15 protein-coding genes and 1 pseudogene are annotated in these 18374 nt (G+C 51.6%); 6 read left to right on the top strand and 10 right to left on the bottom strand.

Features of this window, described 5'->3' with window-relative positions; all coding sequences use genetic code 11:
• Positions 1–24: 24 nt before the first annotated feature.
• From WMW72_RS26910 to WMW72_RS26880, 7 genes are all read right to left on the bottom strand, one after another.
• A complete protein-coding gene (locus WMW72_RS26910) occupies positions 25–828 on the bottom strand; it encodes a class I SAM-dependent methyltransferase (RefSeq protein WP_341418679.1) in 804 nt (267 codons plus the stop codon).
• The gene (locus WMW72_RS26905) at positions 812–1651 is read right to left on the bottom strand and encodes a Rossmann-like domain-containing protein (RefSeq protein WP_341418678.1); all 840 of its coding nucleotides are present in this window, start codon (positions 1649–1651) and stop codon (positions 812–814) included. The genes WMW72_RS26910 and WMW72_RS26905 overlap by 17 nt, the downstream gene beginning before the upstream one ends.
• A gap of 5 nt (positions 1652–1656) precedes the next feature.
• Positions 1657–2916, bottom strand: coding sequence for an ATP-grasp domain-containing protein (locus WMW72_RS26900; RefSeq protein WP_341418677.1), 1260 nt, complete (start codon positions 2914–2916; stop codon positions 1657–1659).
• A gap of 260 nt (positions 2917–3176) precedes the next feature.
• Positions 3177–4208: an ABC transporter substrate-binding protein gene (locus WMW72_RS26895; protein ID WP_341418676.1), complete on the bottom strand. Its 1032-nt coding sequence runs from the start codon at positions 4206–4208 to the stop codon at positions 3177–3179.
• A 105-nt stretch (positions 4209–4313) separates the two neighbouring features.
• Positions 4314–4772, bottom strand: coding sequence for a RidA family protein (locus WMW72_RS26890; protein WP_341418675.1), 459 nt, complete (start codon positions 4770–4772; stop codon positions 4314–4316).
• Positions 4773–4949: 177 nt separating this feature from the next.
• A complete protein-coding gene (locus tag WMW72_RS26885) occupies positions 4950–9983 on the bottom strand; it encodes a discoidin domain-containing protein (protein ID WP_341418674.1) in 5034 nt (1677 codons plus the stop codon).
• A 390-nt stretch (positions 9984–10373) separates the two neighbouring features.
• Positions 10374–11387, bottom strand: coding sequence for a zinc-dependent alcohol dehydrogenase family protein (locus WMW72_RS26880; RefSeq protein WP_341418673.1), 1014 nt, complete (start codon positions 11385–11387; stop codon positions 10374–10376).
• A 117-nt stretch (positions 11388–11504) separates the two neighbouring features.
• On the opposite strand from WMW72_RS26880, the gene WMW72_RS26875 reads away from it, so the two are divergent.
• Positions 11505–11900: a winged helix-turn-helix transcriptional regulator gene (locus tag WMW72_RS26875; protein ID WP_341418672.1), complete on the top strand. Its 396-nt coding sequence runs from the start codon at positions 11505–11507 to the stop codon at positions 11898–11900.
• Positions 11901–12027: 127 nt separating this feature from the next.
• Here the strand turns inward: WMW72_RS26875 and WMW72_RS26870 are convergent, their stop codons facing one another.
• Entirely contained in the window at positions 12028–12873 is an 846-nt protein-coding gene (locus tag WMW72_RS26870; RefSeq protein WP_341418671.1) for a Nif3-like dinuclear metal center hexameric protein, read from the bottom strand.
• A 192-nt stretch (positions 12874–13065) separates the two neighbouring features.
• Here WMW72_RS26870 and WMW72_RS26865 point away from each other — a divergent pair.
• Positions 13066–13328, top strand: a pseudogene (locus WMW72_RS26865) (IS1595 family transposase); the annotation flags it as partial.
• A gap of 96 nt (positions 13329–13424) precedes the next feature.
• Entirely contained in the window at positions 13425–13922 is a 498-nt protein-coding gene (locus WMW72_RS26860) for a GNAT family N-acetyltransferase (protein ID WP_341418670.1), read from the top strand.
• Positions 13923–14465: 543 nt separating this feature from the next.
• Here the strand turns inward: WMW72_RS26860 and WMW72_RS26855 are convergent.
• Both WMW72_RS26855 and WMW72_RS26850 read right to left on the bottom strand, forming a co-directional pair.
• Positions 14466–15788 carry an LLM class flavin-dependent oxidoreductase gene (locus WMW72_RS26855; RefSeq protein WP_341418669.1) on the bottom strand — a complete coding sequence of 441 codons (1323 nt, stop codon included), beginning with the start codon at positions 15786–15788 and terminating at the stop codon, positions 14466–14468.
• Positions 15789–15869: 81 nt separating this feature from the next.
• Entirely contained in the window at positions 15870–17099 is a 1230-nt protein-coding gene (locus tag WMW72_RS26850; protein ID WP_341418668.1) for an MFS transporter, read from the bottom strand.
• 249 nt (positions 17100–17348) lie between these two features.
• Between WMW72_RS26850 and WMW72_RS26845 the strand changes: the two genes are divergently transcribed.
• From WMW72_RS26845 to WMW72_RS26835, 3 genes are all read left to right on the top strand, one after another.
• Complete coding sequence (locus tag WMW72_RS26845) at positions 17349–17510, top strand: hypothetical protein (protein WP_341418667.1); 162 nt, start codon at positions 17349–17351, stop codon at positions 17508–17510.
• A 60-nt stretch (positions 17511–17570) separates the two neighbouring features.
• Positions 17571–17783 carry a hypothetical protein gene (locus tag WMW72_RS26840; protein ID WP_341418666.1) on the top strand — a complete coding sequence of 71 codons (213 nt, stop codon included), beginning with the start codon at positions 17571–17573 and terminating at the stop codon, positions 17781–17783.
• A 161-nt stretch (positions 17784–17944) separates the two neighbouring features.
• Entirely contained in the window at positions 17945–18238 is a 294-nt protein-coding gene (locus WMW72_RS26835) for a hypothetical protein (protein WP_341418665.1), read from the top strand.
• Positions 18239–18374: the final 136 nt, after the last annotated feature.

Genomic DNA, 18374 nt, shown 5'->3' with positions numbered 1-18374 from the left:
TTCCAATTCACGTTCCCGCTCCTCTTAGACCGCCTGAGCAATGATCTGCATCCGCGTTCCCACCATGTCTTGACTGTAGGTAAAAGGCTCATCCGGGTCCACGATGTCCACATGTGGCGCCGGCTTGTCAAACATCCGCAGCAGACGGAAGCCGCTCGAAGCGAGGTAATACGCCAGCTCCTGCGGGAATAGCAGCCGGTGTCTGAGATGCTCCACGATGGGCTTGTACCCGGGCACCGTCCAGCAATAGTCCCGCTCCAGCAGTTGGGCGGCCAGATCGATGCTGAACCGGGTTTGCAGCGATACGACGGTATCAGCCACCTTGCGTTGCTCGGCCAGCTCTTCCGTGAGCCAGCGCTGCCCCTCCTTGGTCAGGAAGAACGCAGCATTGCGCATGTCCAGATAAAGCAGCCCGCCGGGATGAAGGTGTTGACGGAAGCGCTGCAGGCTGGCGAGCACCTCAACATTGGTGAAATTGTACAGAAATGTACTGCCTACACAATACAGCGCATCAAACTGCTGCCCCAGGGCAAAGTCGGATTGATTCCCGTAGACAAACGGCAGTCCCCGATAGTGTTCTCTGGCCCACGACAGCATCTCTTCCGAATTATCCAGACCGACAGCCTCGTATCCGGCTTGATGCAGATAAGCCACCTCACGCCCGGGGCCGCAGCCGATATCCAGTACCTTCTTCCCAGCTTTATAATCAATTAACAATCTATGTATGAACTGCGCCATGCTCTGGTCATGCTCCCCATTAAAGGCCAGATAAAGCGAAGGGTTCGTATGCAGGAAGTTATCCGTATCGAGCTTAACTTTCATGGACATCTCCGTTCTCCTCTCGGCTTGTGTACACATAGAGCTGTGACGCTGCAGCACTGAATTGTGTGAAAGGATAAGGCTCAGCAATAAGCGCCGTAACCCCGCGACTCTTAAACTGAGCGACAACCGCGCTTCCGCTCTGCGCATAGACCGTCAGCGGAATCTGCCTCTCCCTGACCCGCTCTACAATACGGTCGAATGAGCCGTTGCTTAAGGTCATAGCCGTGCAAATGACACGGTCCGCCTGGTCCAGTACCTTTTCCATATTGGGTTCAACCGGATCTCCCCACTGCGTTTCCTTCAGCTGCAGATCGCAAGGCAAGCAGATTCCCCCGCGCTGCCGGATCGCCTCGACCAGAGGATTGACCACGCCGATCAGCGCCACTTGCTCAGAGGCTTGAATATGAGCCGTATCTGCAATCAGGGCATCGCGCTGCTGGGCTTTGTACATGGGTGTTCCCGCAGAAATTTCAACGGCTCGGGTGCAAAGCTCCAGGTGCGGGTACACAACACCGAGATAAGCATCCATGGCGGCAATCTGTACAGGAAGTCTTTCGTCCCGCAGGACGGCATCGAGAGAAAGTCCCGAGAACTGCGCTGCATCCTCCCCATTCAACTGATCGGCCGTATGCGAGCAAGCCCCGAAGTACGACTCTACCCTTAGCAGCAAGTAATAATTGTGATATTTCGTCACCGAGGACGGGAACCGGGTCGTCTGATAAATATACGAAGCTCCGGTCACCGGCAAGGTATCGGGCTTGGGCCCGAGCCGTCCGGCCAAGATGTCTTCCCGCAAGTCCGCCACAGCGTACCGGGCATGTCTAGTCATGGGCCTCATACCCTCTCCCCAGCTGGCTCAAAAGTCAGGACAATGCATTCCAGCGCTTCTTCCGCATACCTTCTCGCATCGAGTCCTTCCTTATCTTCTGTGATCACGTGACCGAGGTAGCAGGCGTTATCGATCGGAACCGCAATCGTCTTGCCTGCGCAGTTCTCCACGTGATAACGGACGATATGCTCATGCGTACCGAGAGCTTCGACCCCTTCAATACCAGACACCGTGCCGCCCTGAGGAGGGACAAGAAACATGACGGCCGCACTGGCAATCCCGAGATCTCGTGCTGCTACGGCTGGCTGCTTCCCGATCGACAAATCCACAAAGGCCTCCAGCAGGTCAATGCCTGTCACACGGTCGATGAGTTCAACAATGTAGTTGCCAGCCGTTCTCGGATTGATTTCAACGATCCGCGGTCCCTCTGCCGTCAGCTTCACTTCCGTATGGGCGATTCCATGGTTGAAGCCGGTAGCCTGCAATGCATCGCGCACGAATTGCGTCACTTCCCGGTGAGCTTCCTCGCTCAATCTGGCCGGGAACATGTGGCCGTTTTCGATGAAGTACGGCGTTCCGGTCACGGATTTGTCGGTCACGCCCAGGATGGTCGTTTCCCCGTTATAGGAGATGCTCTCGACGCTGACCTCCTCGCCCTCCATATACGCTTCCAGCAAATACGTGCAGTCTCTCGGCTGATCGCGGAAATTAAGCGGGAACGCTTTGAGCTCCAGATAAGCGGCCTGCAGCTCCTGGGGGTCGCGGATCAGGCTGACGAAGGCGCTGGAGGCCAGGTCTACCGGCTTCAGCACCAGAGGATAGCCGATCTCGGCTGCCGACTCCTCCACTTCGCTCCAGCTATGCGCGAGTCGATAGTCAGGATTGGCTAGTCCGGCCCGGTCCAGCGCCTGGCGCATCCGATGCTTCTGGCGTACCGTCCTCACCTCATCCGGGAAAGGGCACGGGAGCTTGAACGCCTGGGCCACCTCTCTGACAGTGTCCATGTAGTAATCACACACCGTTATGACACCGTCGAAGCGATACGGCTTGAGGGAGTCGATCAAGCCCGGAATGTCATTCGTCTCCGTAATAATTACGGATTCAGCATATCGCATGACCGGATGCTTCTCCGTGCTTAGCGCACTTTGGTAATGCTCCGGCTTGCGGGTCACGAAGGTGTACGTGTGCCCCAGCTTCCTCAGCAGCGGCGGCAGCAGGTTGCCGCTCGCCCCTACCCAACTTTCAATCATCAACAGATGTGCCATAGCGAACCTCCATACTTAATTATGATATTCATTCTCAATCCATGCCGGAATAAAGTCTGCCTACCAACAACTCCATCCTGAAGTCGTTCACACCTTTCCGTTTGTTTGTAATTATTACTATTAATACTCATGGCGAATCATACAATACAATAAGTTCCAGTGTCAATCTATTTCTGGGAAAAATAAAAAGGCCGAGTTCAGATGCTTGAATAGCTCTGACTCGGCTTTGTTTCAGATATGAGGCATGCGTACTTGCATGGCTATTTCTTGGCTTCCTTGCTCCGCGAAAGGATCATCTCGACGAATAGATCGATCTGAGCGGTGATCGCGATCGGGTCATACCGGTAATACGTATCGAAATCATTGAAAAATACCGTGTTGTCCTTCACAGCCTTCAAGCTTTTCCAAACGGCGGATTCCTTCAGATTTTTGAGCGCTTCGCCCTTGTTCTCAGGGTCGTAGGTCGTCAGGAACATATAGTCAGCCGCCTGCTTGGGCAGGAGCTCCATGGACAGCTGGATCGTCTGGTTATCGGATTTGTTGGCGTCCGGCTTCTTGAGCTTCAGCGCATTGTAAATCGCTTGGCCCCCGCGTCCGGCATTGTCGCCGAACAGCCACAGCTCCCCCTTGTCCGTCAGCTCATACAGACCGAAGGTCGCGTTCTCATCGACGACGCCCTTGAGCTTCTCCCGTCCGGCCGCCGCCTTTTTGTCGAACTCAGCGAGGAAGGCCTCGGCTCTGTCCTTATCTCCGACAATATCCCCGAACAGCCTGACCGTCTCATAAATATTCGTAGCCGTACCGTAAGGCAGATACAGGGTCGGGGCGATCTTGGACAGGGAATCATAATTCTGGTCCTTCATCACGACGATCAGATCCGGCGCCAGCTCCAGCACCTTCTCCTGATTCAGCGGCTCGCCGATATCCTTGGTGTTGGCCTTGGCCAGCAGATCCTTGACGAATGGATTCTTGAAAGTCGTCGGCTCCACGCCGATTACGTTGCCTCCAACCGACAGCAGCTCGCCTCCATAGAAGTCCGTGACGATCCGCTTGGGCTTGGCCGGGATCGTGACCATCCCTTTCTTCGTCTCGAAGCTGCGCGTCTGAGCCTTATCGCCTCCGGCTGCTGCCGGGGCTCCCTGGCTGCCGTTCGTAGACGGCTGCTCTCCTGTAGCCGTTCCGTTGCCGGGATTACCGTTCCCTTGACGGGTGCCGCCGCCGCATGCCGCCAGTATAAGCGACATCATGAGCAGTATCGATAACAAAATGGACCAAGATTTTCTTGTTTGCATAACTTGCCTCCCCAAACCATGAACAATTTATATGATAACGATTATCATTATCATTTTTCCATGGACCAATATAGCAAATATGTCTGGAGAGTGTCAAGTCATAGACTACTCCTCAACCTGGAAAATGGAATCGATAATAATCGGCAAATGATCTCTTACGGAGACTGCTCCAAAAACAGAGCGGGCATGAATCCCTTGTTCACCGAAAACCTCAAGCATCAAATCCGAACAACCATTGAGCACCTTGTGATGTTCTTCATAAGAAGGTTCTGCATTCACGAATCCTTGAATTTTAACAACCCTTTTGACTTTATCAAGAGAACCTAACGCGGATTTTAATACAGCCAGAATTTCAATGCCGGTCTGTCTGGCATATTGATAGCCTTCTTCGGTTGTAAATTCTTTGCCCAGCTTACCCCTAGGATTTCCGGCAGGCCCTTTCCCTGAAACAAACAGCAACCCGTTAACTTGAACAAAGTTAGCATATTTAGCTGCTGGCTCACTCGCTTCAGGTAATTCAATTCCCAGAGCTTCCAATCTGTCGGATACGGATTGTTCAGACATCGTAACTCCCCCTAATATTTATCAACAAATGGGTATATTGGATCAGATTGTAACACTCGCTATTCAGACAGTCAATTGAAATCAATATCCTCTCAAACCAATGTCCTCGTGCTGCATCAAAAAACCGCCAAAGGAACATCTCCCTTGACGGTTCTTCAACCTCATCGTGCCGTTTATTTAGTTATAAACATTCAATTCGGCAATGGACCACCAGTTGGATGCCTCTCCGGTCAGCTCGAACCGGATGTACCGGGCATTCTGCTCGGGGAAGGACAAGCGGTTCATTACCGTGCTGCCCTGCCCTTCCGCTACGGGTGTCCAGCTCGAGGCATCATGGGATACGAGAATCCGGTACCCTCTGGCGTAATCATCCCGGCTATAGCCGGAATCGAGGCTGATCTCATTGAACCGCATGTCACGGCCAAGATCAAGCTGCACCCATTGACCGTTTTTCTGCGGAGTTCCCGAGGACCAGCGGGTTCCCTTGTTGCCGTCCAGCATGCTGCCGAGATCCTCGGCGCTCGCCAACGAGGCGGTTAAGGTCCAACCTTCCCGGCTGAGCGCTTCAGGAGCGGATGGCTCCTGCATCGAACCGTCCGGGTTAGTATCAGGTGCCAATACCCGAAGCTCGGCCACAGACCACCACTTGTCCGCCTCGCCTGTCCCGGCGATCCGGATATACCTCGCCGTCTGCACAGGGAATACGATACGGGTGACTGCGGACTTCCCTTGGCCGGAAGCGACCGGCGTTCCCCAGTTCTGCCCGTCGTTCGAGATCAGCACCTCATACTTGCGGATGTAATCGTCGGCGCTGCTCTTGCCGCTGTCGAGCACGATCTGATTGAACTGCTGAGCCTCTCCCAGGTCCAGTTGAATCCATTGTCCGGCTTTCTGCCGCTCGCCGGTGGACCATCGGGTTCCCTTGTCCCCATCCAGCATACGGCTCGGCTGGTCATCCCCAGCAGACGAGGAAGCCGTCAAGTTCCAGCCGGAGCGCGTCAGCTCCTTCTGCTTGCCGAGGCCTTGATCGTAGATGTTCAGTTCGGCAATCGACCACCACTTGGTCGCCCATCCGGTCTGCTCGATCTTCAGATAACGGGCTTGCTGCCTGTTAAAGCTTAAGGTTGTCACGTCTTTAGACTTCCCTGCCCCGCTAGCCACCGCCTGTCCCCATGTATGGCCGTCCTGGGACACATACAGCTTGTAGCTGCGCCCATAGTCGCTTCCATGGTGACCGGGGTCGATCGATAACGTGTCGAAGCTCTGAACTGCTCCTAGATCCACCTTCACCCACATGCCGTTCGTTTGCTCCTGACCAGAGTTCCACCGGCTGCCCAGTTTGCCATCTACCATATTGGCGGCGATGTCCGCTCCTCCCGTCGAGGAGGCTGTGACGACCCAGTGCGAACGGTCCAGCTCTCCCGAAGGAAGAGGGTTCGTCGGATTTCCGGGATTTCCGGGATTGCCAGGCTGCCCAGGTTGTCCGGGTTGTCCTGGCTGCTGCGGTTCTTCAGGCTTCACGGCATCCTTGCCCAGCTTGGCGACCTTCAGCTCGGCGATCGACCACCAGCTGTCTGCAGCCGTGTTCAGCGCAATGCGAATGTAGCGGGCCTGCTGCACCGGCAGCATCACGGCCAGACTCGGCGAGCTTCCGACCTCGCTGGCCACCGCACTGCCCCAATTCACCCCATCCTGCGAGACGTAGATACTGTAGCCACGTGCGTAATCTCCGTAGCTAGTGCCGGAACTCATGAAAATCGTATCAAAGGATTCCGGCTTGCCGAGATCGATCTCCATCCACATGGAGCTGTTCTGCGCAGCACCGGACGACCAGCGAGTCGCGAGATTGCCGTCCAGCATGTTGGCTGCCGGCTCTCCGCCTGCGACGGAAGAGGTCTTGATCTTCCAGCCTGCACGGTCCAAATATTTCATGCCGGAGCCCGTTTCATTGGGTTCGACCTTCGTTACCTTCAGCGGATCGACCGCTACGGTCGCACGTGGATACACCGTCGCCGAACCGAGTGCTCCGTTTGAGTTGTAGAATTGAACCGTCTTGGCCGTATCCGCCGGGTTCCAGATTTGAGCCGTGTACTGATTGCCCTTCTTGTACACCGTTACCGCAGGATCGTTCGCCCAGATATCTGTCGTCCGGGTGCCGAGCGACGCCATGCTGTGAATGAACCAGTAAGCATTGAACACTTCATTTTGCTGCATGCGGCTCGTATTCCAATTCTGGATGACCTGTTGAGGCTGACTCATGGACTGGTAAGGCCATAAAATATGCTCCCAGCTGGCGATAGGACGACCGCCCAAGTCTTTCATCATCCCATTGAACACTTGCGTCGTTTTCTCAGGCTGTCTGGCATAATAGGTCATCCATTCCGCTGGCGGCAGCCAATGAATGCCGTACACCATCTCCGGGTCGCCGGAGAAAAATGTAGTGAACGCATAGGCGCTGCCATAAACTTGACCGGCCGTCGCATGCTTGTAGCCTGGCAGCCAGTTGTCGCCGTCATAGTTGAACCAGTACTGCTCAGCTGCTTTCTCTTCTACGCTGAAGCCCCAGATTGCCGCATCGCGGTACTCGCGGTTGCCAGTGACTTCGCCCCACATATACTGCCCGACCCAGCCAAACAGCGCTTCGCCAGCAGCTTCCTGGTTGTTGCCGCTGTGGTTGTCTGCATAGCCTCCGGCCCACGAGTGGCCCTCATATGGGTCAAAGTTACGGAACCATGGGAACTGGCTGTCCGTACGCGATAGATTCGCATAATCACGAATCAGCATCTCCACCATATCCCCATAATCATGCAAGAATTGCTTGTCATAGGTAGCAAGGATCGCCGATGCGAATGCGTAATACCCATACGTAAAGTGATGGTCGGTCAAGCCCGTATTCAGGCCGAATCCGCTGGCGTAAGGGAAGATGGACCCCCATTCCGGCGAGTAGTGGAAATAATGCGAATGCTTCTCTTCGTCCGTCGAATACGTGTACCAGTCGGTCAGGATTGTTCTCAGCGCCTGCAGATATTTGTCTCGGCGTTCCGTATCCTGAATCTGGTCGCTGATCAGCGCCGCCAGTCCGAGCGGGTGCAGCTTTTTCCCCTGCCAGTACGGGTCCTTAATCATCAACCCATTCGCCAGGTCCGCATCGAGCGAGTCCAGGTAGGCGACCAGCTTCGCCCGCGAGAAGCTCGGATCATTCGGCTCCACGAACTGTGGAATGATGCCATTGAACCGATCCGCCGTCGTAAAGGAGTTCCCCTCCCGCACCTTCAGCGTCCCGCGGATGGATGGATATGTCAGATTCGTCAACGGCGTAGATGTCAGCTTCCACTGATGCGGCAGCAGCGCCATCAAGGTGTCGGACGAGAAGCCCGGACGCTTCAGCTCGGTCTGCGACTCGAAGCTCGTGGTCACCATCGATGTCTGCTGGTCGAAGCTGTAGCTTACCTTCGTATCGCGGATAAAAGCATAGGCATGCTGGTAGTAGTAGCTAAGATCCTGTGCGGATGTCATCGTAGCGACCGATAGATAATTGCTGCCCTGCGGGAACCTCAGCTTTAGCGTATTGCCGAGCTTCATGAAAGTCGTACCCGGAGGCGCGAAGATGCCGTATTGCCGCACGAAGCTTTGCGGTTGAGGCGCCTTGTCGGTACTGACCACCTCGATACCGATATGGTCACCGGTCCAGACCGCTCCGTCCTCTTCGAGCAGAGAAGCATTGTTGTCGTCGAAGATACGGGTCATGACCGGTGATTGCAGGATCACCGAATCCGGGTTAGCGAACGTATGGTACACATACGGCGAGCCCTTGACGAACGTCGTCTCCATCTTGGCCGTCTCATCGTCGCTCAGAATGACGGATGCGGAGTAGTCGCCGTAGCCGGAAATCTTGGTCTGCATGGTAGCCGGGTTGATCGTATTGGTCGAGATGTACAGGTCGGGATCGCCGTCGGCATTGACCGAGCCACCGTCCGACGCCGCAAAGCCCGCTCCCGGATTCAGCAGAGCCAGCCCCTGCTTCGTATATTTACTTTTGAACGGAAGCGTGATCAGGCTGTTGCCGTCTCCCAGGTTCGCGATTAGGATCGACTGCCACCAATCGTTGGATGGAATCGGAGACTGGATGTTGTCCGTCCGATACTTGGGCGTCATAGGCTCGAGCTGGGTAATATCGCCGATCTCGTAGCTGCCTGCCCCGACCTGGACGGACGAGGCCGTCGGAATAGCCGGGATGCTGTGCACCGGCTTCGGATCGCCTTCCCGATAAGCATGTACCTCGAAGTCGAAGAGCGAGTACCCGTTAGAGGATATGCGGGCGATCCCGCTCATCTTCACATACCGGGCGGAAGCATAGAGCGGGATTTCGTCCTTGCCTCCATTGCCCTTGAGCTGTCGGTACACCGTTGTCCAATTGACCGAGTCGTTGGACACCTGAATATCGTAGGCTCGTCCTGCTGCAGCCTCCCAGTTCAGCACGACGCTGCCAACCTCGCGAACGTCGCCCAGATCCACGTAGATCCACTCATTGTCCCGGAATGCCGAAGACCACCGGGTATCGGAATTGCCGTCCGTCGCATTGGAAGGCAAGTAATTTTTCGGTTCTAGGTTCTCCGACCACGGCTCTTCCTTCTGGGTGGAGGAAACCTGAACCGGCTTATGTAGGGCAAGGTCCGGCATCGGCTTCTTTGGCGGCTGGCTGACGCCTCCTGTGCCGTACACCTCGAAGTCATATACGGATACGCCATAAGCTTCTTGAGCACGCTTGGTAACCAGCAAGCGGACATAGCGTCCTTCGCCCGCCACATCCAGCGTTTCCGTTCCGCCCTTGCCTTCCGTGGTGGCATACAGATCCTTCCACGTAAGCTCGTCATCGGAGATTTGAATGCTGTAGGCCTTCGCGTAGGCGTTCTCCCAACGAATGCCCACCTTCGAGACGGAGGCACGGGCGCCCAGATCCACATAGATCCATTGCGGATCCTTCTTCCATACGCTCTCCCAGCGCGTATTCGGCTTGCCGTCCACCACCGTATCCGGCGTATTGCCTCCGAGTGACGAGGAAGCGTACACCGGCCGGTTCAGAGAGATGAGCTGCGCCCCTGTCTCTGCTGCTGCCTGTACGTAGCTTGGCGTTATGAGCGGCAAGCAGTTCGCCGGCACCGTCAATGCCAGCATGCCAAGTAAAACTTTTTTCAAAACCTTGTTACTCATGCGAAACATAAATCTCTCTCCTCCTTCTCCATCCGAAATCTGATCTGTGTCTAAATAGCTCTGTTCCTCAATGGCCTCCTTTCCCAAAAATCAATTGGAAGATGTTACATATTCATCTATCGACCGTTACGAAGAAATCTTTATACTCAAAATCATTTTTGTGGAACTATTTTCTTGTTTTATACAAAATTAATGCTTAGGTCCTAATTCTGTCTTGAGACATTGGACTTATTTTCTAGAAAATTATGTTAAATGGTTGCTATATTGTGGATGAAAAAAAGGAGACGAATACACTGCTTTTTGCAGCTTTCGTCTCCGGGTATTTCATTGATGACAGGTGCATGTCGGTCAATAAATTCTATGGATTTATCTCTCTATTGCGTAGCATTTTTAAAATTTAATACATATTTTCCCGAAATAAGATCCATGATTTAAATAATGCAGAGCATCAACAGCCTTCTCGAACGGAAAAACCGTGTCAATGATCGGTCGAAGCCGACTTTGTTCGATGGATCGGTTCATCGTCTCAAACATTTCGCGGCTGCCAACGTTGATCGCTTGAAGTCGTGCCTTTCTTAAAATGGCCGGAATAATATCAAAGCCTTCCACACGAACCCCGGAAAGTACGCCAACCATACTGATTTGTCCTCCGACCCGCAGCGCTGAGATGGACCGATTCAAAGTGGCGGAGCCGCCCAGATCGACTATATGATCCGCTCCCCGGCCATTCGTTAGCTCGAGCACGGCTTGATCCCATTCGGGGGTTTGTCGATAATTGATCCCGTAATCCGCACCGAATTCCTTTGCCCGGTCCAATTTTTCGTCGCTGCTTGAGGTTACAATCACGTTAGCTCCATACAGCTTCGCAAATTGGAGAGCGAATAAAGAGACGCCGCCGGTCCCTTGCACAACAACGGTTTCTCCGGCCTTGATGTTGCCTTCTTCCACAAGAGCATGCCAGGCCGTAACACCTGCGCAAGGGAGTGTAGCCGCTTCCTCATCCGTCAAATGATCAGGGACATGAACTAATCCGCTTTCGGGAAGAACGGCATATTCCGCGAGGAGGCCTTCAAGCGGACTTCCCAGCGTACTCACCCAATTTTCCTGTGTAGGCTCTCCTGAAATCCAGCTCTGGGTAAAAATTGCACTTACCCGCTCTCCTGTCTTAAACCGGGTTACCTGCTCCCCGCTGGCTACCACCTCGCCAACACCATCAGATACCGGGATGAACGGCAGCCTCATGTCCGGGTTATAAAACCCGTCAATGACACCCAAGTCTCTAGAGTTAAGCGAGACCGCCCGCATCTTGATCAGAACTTCGTGAGGACCGGGGACGGGTACCGAACGCTCCGCTGCTTGTACGTGGTCCAGTCCAAATCCATCATGAATTTCGTAAACCTTCATCGAAAATCTCTCCTTTTTGTATGTCTATAGACATACAATACGGCATGAACTAAAATAAAGTAAGTAGGCACTTTGAAGTGTTCAGGGAACTTAAAAGTGCATAGGAGGCTTAAAACAATGTCAGCCCATTCGAAAAAATCCATACAACCCGATATATCGTTAACCGTTTGTGGATACAGCAAAGTGCTTGAAATAATCTCCAACAAATGGACCGCGCTAATCATTTACGCGTTGGAAGACGGTCGTATCCGTTACGGTGAAATAGGAAAACGAATCGAAGGCATCTCCAAAAAAATGCTGACTCAAACCCTAAGACAGCTGGAACGGGACGGATTGATCCGACGCGATGTCACACCGTCCATCCCTCCAATCGTGGCGTATTCTCTATCTCCTCTTGGTGAATCGTTGATACCCCTTATGTTAGAGCTGAAGCAATGGGCGAAGACTCATTATTCGCTTGTCGAGCAAGCCAGAGCGGCCTATGATCATAGCGTAAGTCAGGAGCACAGCTAGTCGAATTCATTTTGCTTGTACCAGGCTACTCCTCAGAAGCCAAAGAAAAGCATGGCAACGTCCCTGATTTCGGGGCATGGCCATGCTTTTTGGGGAAGTGGTCGCTTGATCTTGTCCCATAAGCTGGTTACAGGATCACTTCGTTATGCTCCTCTTGCAGCTGGATAATTTCCAGCTCATCGAATCTTTCCTTCAGCTTTTGCGCCAGCGACTCTACCCCGAAGATCTCTGTAAAGGTATGACTTCCAACCATAATATTCAGGTTGATGAACTTGGCGTACTGAACGGTATAGAGTGTTTTTTCACCGGTTATGTACACATCACAGCCGCTATCCAGTGCCTCTTTTAGCTGATCGGTTCCATTTCCAGCCCCAGTCACCATACCTATCCTTTTAATTTCCTGATTGCTATTCTTTTGGAAGAAGACCTTTTCGCCCAGTACGTCAGTCATTGTTCCAACAAGCTTCTCAAGAGCCACGGGGGTCTCCAATTCTCCAATCCCAATGGCACTATACCCGTCCATATTCCGGGAATATTGAACCATCTTACTGACGCCGAGTCGTTTCAGCAATGACGTACACGTACCGAATTCCACATAATCTAAGGGCAGATGAATATAACAATGTGCGATCTGATATTGATTGAGTAACTCTACACACTTTTCCTTCATGCCATAGACAAAGTCCCATGCGTCATGATGCGTAATGAGCATCTGAACATTGTGTTCAGCAGCCTGGGCGATGAGCTCCGGTGTAATATTCGTAGCGTAGGCGATTCTCTCATAATGATTTAAAGTGAAATTACAGAATCCATACTCTTCATCTTCTTGAAATGCTGTAAGCAGCGGGCCAAATAGCTCGTGGAGATAGGATTTGAACTGTTGCACATCCATCGATACATACCCCCGTTTTAATTTATTGCTTTTTTTGTAAATTAACTTTTCCAAGTGCCGTTTGCTTTTGAAACTTGCCACTTTCCATTATTGTATTCAAGTATCACTTTCGTTCCGACTGCTCCGTCACCAGCTCTATATTTAGAGCCTTCGGTAACCATTTTTTCTTTGAAATCTCAGTCTTTTTGACACGGAACAATACGCCATGAAGCACCAGGCAATATATTGCATACCTCCATTTAAGCCTTCACCAATTGGCATGTATGCATCGTTAGCACCTATGCCAATCAAAAGGTATTGGCACATTACCGTTTCAAGTTCGATGGGAAACAGCGCGTGAAAGGCGTTTACCATATACAGAACGTCAACAGCTACTACAGCCGCCTGAAACGATGGATAGACCCTCTTCAACGGGGTGGCAACCAAACATTTGGAGCACTACCTGGCGTGGTTCCGCTTTATCGATAGCAAGGAGTTTGAGAACACCGCCGCGAATAAGAAATACATGTTGGTGTCCTCATGTCTGTTTTCTGTGAAGGATACGAACGCCAGGCTTCGACTGATGGCTTACTGTTGAGCTATTGGCAGGTTCGATATTAAGGTTAAAATTACCTATGGGTGAGGTGAATACGATGATTGAGCTACGTCCTGCAAATTTAACTGATGGCAGGGATATTTACAATATGATTGTTGAGATTGGTTCTGGCGAAAATGGTTATGTGAACTCAGGATTCGATATTGATTATGCTGAATTTCCAAGATTTCTTAGGGAGAAAATTGAAATGGCAGCGGGATTAAACCTCCCAAGCAGTCATGTTCCTCAAACAACGTATTGGTTAGTTATTGATTCAAAGCCCGTAGGAATAGGTAAGCTACGTCATTACTTAAATGAAAATTTAAAAAAATCAGGTGGGCATGTCGGTTACACAATAAGACCCAGTGAGCGTGGAAAGGGTTACGGCACTATTATTTTGCGTGAGTTGATTAGGGAAGCAAAACAAATGAATATTAAAGATGTGCTTCTAACATGTGATGAAACGAACCTGCCTTCAAGAAAAGTTATTGAAGCCATAGCAGGACAACTTCAAAGCATACAGAGCGGCAAGTGTTTTTACTTGATTACTACCTAAATCCATAAGTTGTTCAGCTCTCGGGGAACTTTAGCACCTCCTTAACGGGCGGTTTTTCTTTTTGCTGAAAAACAACATTAAGAGATAACATAGCCTTCAGAAAAGAACCTAATTCATAAAACATACCATAAAATGGATATTCCGAATATAACAAAAAGCTCCCGCCCATTTTCACGGAAGTTCAGAGTCACCGGTTTATACGGACGCGGGGTTACTTCAGATCTGTTCCTTTCTTGGGATATGTAAATTTCAAATAAGACCGATATCGATTTCCTGCAGGCTCTATCTCTGTCCCATACCGGCTCTTCTCTCTTTCCATGAATGGCGCTTTTCATAAATTAGCCTTAGGGGAGGAGCGGAGCATGATTTATTCAGCCGCATCTCTTAATCTCCTCTACACTTTATTGCGAGTGACAACCTAATAAAATTCTCCATTTTGATTTGATGCCTTTATTTGGGTATAGACAAAACAACCTTCATCTCGCATGTTTCCATGGAGATGAAGGTGGGAAGAAGACGTTGATTTCGCTATCAATGGTGGACTTATTTCACCGTCTCTAGCGTGTAGCGGTTGGCCGGAATCTTCAACCCCAGATTGCCCCGAAGCGTATCCTGCTCGTACTCCGTACGGAAAAGACCCCGCTGCTGCAGGACCGGAACGACCAGATCCACGAAGTCCGCCAGCCCGCCCGGTACAACAGTGCGAACATTGAAGCCGTCCGCCGCTTCGCCTTCGAACCAATCCTGGATCAGATCGGCTATGCGTTCAGGCGTGCCGATAAACGATGTCCTCGGCGTAGAGGCTCGCAGAGCCACTTGTCGCAGAGTTAACCCTTCCTCTCGAGCCTGCCGCTTGATTCTGTCCGTTGTACTGCGGAAGCTATTGCTGCCGAGCTCGCCGATATCAGGGAAAGCCTCATCCAACGGGAATTGAGAGAAGTCGAAATGTTCAAAATAACGGCCCAAATAATTCAGGGCTTGATTGATATCGACCAGCTCTGCAATCTCCTGATACTTGCGCTCCGCTTCTTCTTCCGTCCTGCCTACGATCGGACCAATCCCCGGGAAGATCAGGATATCCTCGGCCTTGCGTCCATACGACACCGCTCTTGCCTTCACATCTCTATAAAACTCCCGCGCTTCCTCCAGCGTCTCATGCCCCGTATAGACGGCATCGGCCGACCGGGCCGCCAAATCCTTACCGGATTCGGAAGAGCCAGCTTGGAAGATGACCGGATAGCCCTGCTGGGAGCGAGCCACATTCAGCGGCCCCTGCACAGAGAAGTGAGTTCCCTTGTGATTCAGCGTATGCAGCTTGGCGGGATCAAAGAATACGCCGTTCTCCTTATCTCCGACAAAGGCATCGTCCTCCCAGGAATCCCACAGTCCTTTGACGACCTCGAGATGTTCTTCCGCAATCTCGTAGCGCAGAGCATGGTTCGGATGCTCGCCTTTGCCAAAATTCAGGGCCGACCCTTCCAGCGGGGAAGTCACCACATTCCAGCCGGCTCTTCCCCCGCTTAGTTGGTCCAGAGATGCGAATTGCCTTGCCACCGTGAACGGTTCACTGTATGAAGTAGACAAGGTAGCAACCAGTCCGATATGTGAAGTTACCCCCGACAGTGCAGTAAGCAGGGTCAAAGGCTCAAATCGATTCAGAAAGTGAGGGTTGGATTTCTCATTGATAAACAGCCCATCTGCAATAAAAAGCAGGTCGAACTTTCCCTCTTCTGCCTTAAGCGCCTGCTTCTTGTAAAAATCCAGGCTTACACTGGCATTGATCGGAATGTCCGGGTGGCGCCAGAAGGAGATGCTATTGCCCACCCCGTTCAAATTTGCTCCCAATTTCAATTGTCTTTTCGTCATGTGCAAGTCCTCCTCGTATGGTAATGTGTGTTGATCATCGTGCCTGTCATTACTTCATAGCTATGGACGGTTAAACAGCGCTTACTTATTCAGACTGCTGCGGCCGGAATCTGCCTCGATCCCCATCTCCGTTCTATCCGCCTGCTTAAATTCGTTCACCCTGACGGCCCACGCCGCTCCCAGCAGCGCAACCCCTGTAAGGGAGAAAATAACGGGGACCCCGGCCCATCCCCCCAGAAAACCTCCAAGCAGCGGCCCAAGCACGATTCCGAATTGATGCGCGGTCTGGCTTAGACTGACAGCTCTGCCCCGAAAATGCTTGTCGGCATGTTGGATGATCAGCGCATTCAGGGCCGGGTACACGGCGGCGAAGAACAGCCCATACACAAATCGCAAGCTTCCAAAATAAATCAGGTTATACGCGGTCAGCTGGAGGAGACTGCCAATCCCTCCGCCCAGCAGACCGATAAACAAGGTTTTCTCATATCCGATCCTGCCGCCGATCCTCCCCCAACGGGGCCCCATAATGACTGTAGCGACGCCGATCGCCGAGAAGACGATCCCCGCACTTAGTGTCGCACGATTTATGTCTCCTCCAAGCTGAACGACGTATAGCGTCAACACCGGCTCGATAATCAGCACAGAAGTCGAGACAAGCAGAACCAAACCATAGATCCGCATTAAACCGGGGGTGGATCCCGCAATCTTCAGATCCTCCAGGATGCTGGAGCGAACCACAGTGCGTTCCTCGCGCGATTCTTTGACCCCAAGAATCATCAGGGCCGATACAAGCGTAATCGCTCCGGACACAAGGAAGCATCCCCGCAGCCCGATCCAATGGCTCACTACGCCGCCCGCAAGAGGTCCAAGAATGCTCCCGGCTGCCGTAGCCGTCGAGATGACGCCTAGTGCATAGCCGACATGCTTCTCCGGCGTGTTCGTCCCGACCAAGGCGACGGATGCAGGACTGAAGCCGGCCATCAGTCCCTGAAAAACCCGCACCGCAATAAACATGTAGGGATCATGGACAAAATAATTCGCCAGATGGGCAACGGCCAGTCCAACGCCTGAACGGATTAGCATCAGCTTACTGCCGTATCGGTCGGCCAGCGATCCCCAGAATGGAGCACATAATCCGCTGATCAGAAAGCTGATCGAAATCGAAACGCCAGACCAGATCTCCAGTCCATGCTTGATGCCCAGATCCTGCTGCAGAAACAGTGGAAAAAACGGGACAGACAAGGTGTATGACAAATGATTAAAAAATAGTCCCAGCCATAGAATGTACAGATTTCGCTTCCAGTGCAGCATCAGAGCTCCTTATATTCAATAATTCCCATGAATAAAGTAGGATATATTCCATCATAGGATACTCTGGCGTGAATGTATAATTGAAAAGTTCAATAGATTTATTAAAGAATTGAATCAATGGTTAGCGGGGATCGTAGATTTTTGCTCCAACAAGGGAACTTATCCGGATCACTCTTGTCTAATAGGATGGGGGTGAACAGATGGATTATCAATAACTAGCTTGACCGGCAAGAAACACGAACTATACAATTGGCCAAACAAGTATTGGCCATTGCCTTGGCTTGTTTGGCGATGGGATTATCCTTGCTGTTTGTAACAAATGAAGATCTTTTATTCGATAAGAGCGAGCTGCCCGCCTCCCCTCCTACTAGTGCTTCGTTTTATTCGGATTCCGGTGCCGAAGCGAAGTAGCTTCCTTTTACGTTTCAACAGCTCGATGCCAAACAGATTGGCAACGGCAGCACAATCTCCGTGAACGCCCCGGATATTCTGCCAGGATTGAGCAATAAGGTGAATCCGCTGCTCACTTCAGACAATCGGATGATTGAGCAGATCTCTTATGCCGATATTGAAGTGCTGAGCAAAAAAAGCATGGACGGCTTTGGCACTCTATTGAAGTATAAGTCACTTCAAGATCACCCCAAATTGCCTTATGTCATTTCGGATACACCGTTGACCGTTTAACCGGTCCTGAGGTTATTTATGACTTTGGACTTAGTCATCTCTATGATGCTCAGATTGCTTTAACACGTGTTTTCGGTCATACCGCTCTAAAAATATGCCAAGTATGCGGAGTCGATGGCGTAGGTATATGCACCTATTATAATCGAGAGCAAAACGGAGGAATGGCCAATTATCTGATGTTCCAAAATGCAACGATGTACGAACGTGATCTCAACGGTGACGGCTTGGAAGAAGTTATCGCTGTTTCTAACACAGGCGGACAGATTTATATCTTCAAGGAACATGAGGAGCAGTTAGATTGGATCAGCGTACGAGAGGCGCTGGGGGCAGGTGAGCAAGATAAAGTATCGTACGAAGAAGCATCGGGAATGTTTACAGTGCTGAAGCATGATACCGATCTCAGGAAGTACCGGTATGGCGAGAAGGCGGATGAGTTAGTGTTGGCAGAGTCTTGAGATCTTCAGGGGTCTGTCAAATCTTTTGTGTAAACTCTTTTAAAAGACTTCTCCCCGAGGGGAGAAAAATTTTCAGCGCAGATGCTGACCGATGCGATCTGGGTAGAAAACAGATAGTTGGAGCAGCATTTGCCCC

The organism is Paenibacillus filicis (assembly GCF_038070315.1).
Classification (GTDB): domain Bacteria; phylum Bacillota; class Bacilli; order Paenibacillales; family NBRC-103111; genus Paenibacillus_G; species Paenibacillus_G filicis.
Note: the sequence above shows the minus strand (reverse complement) of the source record. Positions and strands in the feature narration are given on the sequence as shown.